Annotated in this window: 1 protein-coding gene; it reads right to left on the reverse strand. The window is 71.7% G+C overall.

What is annotated here, in order from left to right:
* A partial coding sequence (locus ACIQF6_RS36215; RefSeq protein WP_400903283.1) for an SDR family NAD(P)-dependent oxidoreductase occupies positions 1-4,568 on the reverse strand: 4,568 nt, incomplete at its 3' end.
* Between the last annotated feature and the right edge of the window lie 11 nt (positions 4,569-4,579).

The raw sequence follows: 4,579 nt of genomic DNA on the forward strand, positions 1-4,579 counted from the left end.
TCCAACGCCACCAACGACGACGAACACGCCGTATCCACCGTCAACGCCCGCCCCCGCAACCCCAACACATACGCAATCCGCCCCGACGCCACACTCGACTCGTTGCCGGCCAGCAGCAGGCCCTCCACCTCCTCGGGCACCTGATGGAGCCGGGAGCCGTAGTCGTCGTACATGGCGCCGATGAAGACGCCGGTGTCGGTGTCCTTCAGCGTGTGCGGATCGATCCCCGCCCGCTCCAGCGCCTCCCAGGACACCTGCAACAGCAACCGCTGCTGCGGATCGGTGGCCAGCGCCTCGCGCGGACTCATACCGAAAAAGGCGGCATCGAACTCACCCGCGTCGTAGAGGAATCCGCCGCGGCGGGTGTACGTGGTGCCGCGATGCTCCGGGTCCGGGTGGTAGAGCGCCTCCAAGTCCCAGCCGCGGTCGGTCGGAAAGTCACCGGTCGCATCCGCCCCACTCGCCACCAGCTCCCACAACTCCTCGGGCGAGGACACCCCACCCGGGAACCGACACCCCATCCCCACGATCACCACCGGATCGTCCGAACCACCGGCCGACACCGCCGCCGCAACGGCCTGCCGCACCTCCCGACTGCCCGGCTCACCAAGCGCTTCGAAGAGGTGACCGGCCAGCGCGGCCAAGGTGGGGTACTCGAAGACCACGGTGGCCGGCAGCGTCAGCCCGCTGAGGGCGTTGATACGGTTACGCAGCTCGACGGCAGTCAGGGAGTCGAATCCCAGCTCCTTGAACGCACGCTCGGAGGCGATCGAATCGGCCTCCTGGTGTCCGAGCACCTGTGCGACCTGCTCGCGGAGCAACCCGGTGAGAATGCGCAAACGATCGTGCACCGGCACTGCGGCCAGTCGTCGGGCCCATGCCTGGCGCCCGGAAGCAGCCTTGCCGCCACCCGTCATGGGTACCCGCACCACCGAGCTGAACAGTGCCGGAAGCCGGCCCGCCATGGCCTCGGCCCGCAGCACCGTCTCGTCCCAGGGGGACACCACGAGCTGTGACCGGTCCGGTACAGCATCCAGGAGGTCGAGTGCGGGCGTGGTCGGCACCGGGCCGATTCCGTACCTGGCCAGTCGCCCCCAGTCCGCGGCCCCAAGGTGGCCGGTCATCGCACCGGTCTCCTCCCACAGGCCCCAGGCCAGGGCGACGGCAGGCAGGCCGGCGGCCCTTCGGTGCCGGGCGAGCGCGTCCAGGAAGGCGTTGCCTGCCGCGTAGTTGGCCTGCCCCGGCACACCGAGGGTGCCGACCGCAGACGAGAACAGCACGAACTCGGTGACAGGGTGGGCGAGCGTCAGATCATGGAGCAGCCAGCCGGCATCCACCTTGGGGCGCAGTACGGCATGGAGTTGATCCGGCGTCAGGTCGGCGATCAGGGCATCCGCCAACAGGCCTGCGGCATGGATCACCGAGCGCAGTGGCCGATCGGCGGGGATCGCGGCGAGCAGGTCGGCCAACGCGGTGCGGTCGGTTACGTCACAGGCAGCCACAGTGGCCTCGGCGCCGAGCGTGCGGAGCTCTGCGACGAGCTCGGCCGCGCCGGGGGCCTGCGGGCCGCTTCGGCTGACCAGCAGCAGGTGCGGCGCTTCGGGCCGGGCGGCAAGGTGGCGGGCGACGACGGCGCCGAGCGCGCCGGTGCCGCCGGTAATGAGAGCGGTGCCCGATCCGGTCGCCGAAGTGGGCTTCACGTCGGCCCGACCAGTGGTCGGCGCGGGGTCGCTCGGAGTCTGCTCGACCACCACCAGGCGCGGCACCAGGACCGCACCCCGGCGGACCTCGGTCTCCCGCTCCGTGAGGTGCGCGGCGATCAGGTCGACCGGGGTCGGGCCGTCCACCACGGTGAGGCCGACCCGGTCCGGATGTTCGGCAGCGGCGCTGCGGATCAGGCCACGCACCGCCCCGGTCGCCAACTCGTCGGCCGGAGCCACGAACTGGAGCCGGGATCCCGGTTCCGGTGCGGGCTCGGCCAACCAGCGCTGAAGCAGCGACAGGGCGGCGGAAGTCCAGGCGTGTGCGGCGGTGATCGGGTCCGACGTGCCGTCACCGGCGGCCCGTCCGATCGGCACGACCAGCAGCTCGGGCGGCGGGCCGGCGGTGAGCAGGTCTGCGAGCGAACCGGCGACCCGGGTGGCGCCCGTCACCAGCGCCGCGTCGCCCAGGCCGGTGAGCAGCGCCACCCCACTCGCGACCGGGGTGGTGCCGACCTCGCCGACAGGCTGCCAGTCGATCCGGTGCGTCCGCAGCGCCTGGCCCCCAGCCAGTTGGGCCCGGTCCATGGATCGGAACGCCAGCGCGGCGATCTCGGCCAGCGGAGCGCCGGACTCGTCCGAGATCGCAAAGCGGAACCGCGCCCCGCCCAGCGGCTCTATCACCACGCGAAGCGCACCGCCGTCGTGCCCCGACCGAAGCATCCGCAGGCCCTCGAAGGCGAACGGCAGCAGCGGCCGCTGCGGTTCGGCCGACCCGTCATCGAGCAGTCCGGCGACCACAGGGTGCAGAGCGGCGTCCAGTTGCGCAGGGTGCAGGGTGAACGCATCGGCGGCCGGACCGGATCCGCCGGTCAGCATGTCCACAGCTGCGATCTCGACATACAGCCGGCCGCCGCTCCGCCAGGCCGCGGTCAGTCCCTGAAAGGCGGGCCCGTAGTCATAGCCCCGCGCATAGAGGTCCTGATAGACGCCGGAGACGTCAACCGGCACGGCACCGGCGGGCAGCCAGGCGGCGGGCGCCCAGGAGGCCGGGTCCGAGCCCACGGGTGCCAGCAGCGCGGTGGCGTGACGGGTCCAGGGGAGCGCGTCGCTGGTGCGCGCATGCAGGTCGGCGGTGCGACAGCCGTCCTCGTTCGGAGCGCCGACCATCAGTTGGAGCTGAACCGGGTACCCATCGGCCAGCGTCAGCGGAGCCAGCACAGTGAGCTCGCGCACCTCGGCGGCATCGATCAATTGCCCGCTCTTGAGGATGAGTTCAAGGAAAGCCGTACCGGGTACCAGGACCGTTCCCAGAACTTGGTGGTCGCTGAGCCACGGTTCGGTGCGCCCGTCGATCCGGCCGGTCAGCAGCATGCCGCCGCCTTCGGCGAGCGGGACCAGGGTGCTCAGTAGCGGATGCCGTTCCCCGGCGCTCCCGAGTCCCTCACTCTGCGACCGGCCCGGCTGCGGAGCCAGCCAGTGGCGATCGGCGGCGAAACTGTAGGTCGGCGGCTGCGTGGCCGGCAACGCGGCGGGCGGGGTGCTGGACCAGGCGACGGGCAGGCCACCGAGTTCGGCCGCCGTCAGCGCCCGGCGGAATCCCGCCGGGCCGCCGTGGTCGCGCCGCAGCGTGCCTGCGGCGAAGGCCCGTACCTCGCGGGCGGCCAGAATGTCGTCGACCGCAAAAGTGAGCACGGGGTGCGGGCTGACCTCCACGAAACGACGGTGGCCGGCGTCGATCAGGCTGTGCACGACGTCCTCGAAGCGAACCGTCTCCCGCAGGTTGCGGTACCAGTACTCGGCATCCAACACGGCGGTGTCCGGGAGTTCCCCACCGGTGACTCCGGAGTAGTAGGCGACGGCACCGGACCGCGGCTCCAGGTCCGCGCCGATCCGCAGCAACTCCTCGCGCAGCGGCTCCACATGGCTGGTGTGGGAGGCATAGTCGACCGGAATCCGCCGCGCTCGCGCCCCTTGTCGCTCGCACCAGGCGAGCAGCTCGCCCAGCGCACTGTCGCCACCGGCGACCACGGTGGCCGTCGGGCCGTTGCGCACCGCGATCTCCAACTCGCCTTCGTGCTGTGCCAGTATCGGCCGCAGCGCGTCGACGCCCAGGGCGACCGAGACCATCCCGCCGGCACCGGCCATCTGGAGCAGGGCCTGACTGCGCAGCGTGACCAGTTTGACGGCGTCCCGCAGCGAGAGCGCCCCGGCCACGTACGCGGCCGCGATCTCGCCCTGCGAGTGCCCCACCACCGCCTCCGGTTCCACACCTGCCGCTCGCCAGAGCGCGGCGAGGCCGACCATCACGGCGAACAGTGCGGGCTGTACCACGTCCACGCGCTCCAAGGACGGGGCGCCCGGGTCGCCGCGCAGCACCGCGACCAGGTCCCAGTCGACGAACTCCGCGGCGGTTGCCGCGCAGGCTTCGATCTCGGCGAGGAAAACCGGGCTGGATTCCAGCAGTTCACGGGCCATTGCAGGCCACTGCGAACCCTGTCCGGGGAACACGAAGACAGCCCGGCCGGCGGCCCGCTCACCGGTGAGCAGCGCATCGTGCACCTCGCCCTCGGCAAGTGCCCGCAGCGCCGCACGCAGGGTGGCACGGTCCTCGGTGAGCACCCCGGCGCCGTACGGGTGCCGGCTGCGGTGCGCCAGCGCCGCTGCCAGCATTCGGGGCTCGGCATCCGGGTTGCGGTCGAGATGGCTGAGCAACGCATCGGCCTGCCGGGCCAAGGCCGGCGCATCGGTCGCGGACAGCAGAACCGGCGGCGGAAGTTCCAGCCGGCTCGCCGTCACTTCCGGTTCCTCCGGCGCCTGTTCGAGAATCACATGAGCATTGGTGCCACTGATCCCGAACGAGGACACCCCCGCCCGAC

It is taken from the genome of Kitasatospora sp. NPDC092948 (genome assembly GCF_044754805.1).
Lineage (GTDB): Bacteria > Actinomycetota > Actinomycetes > Streptomycetales > Streptomycetaceae > Kitasatospora.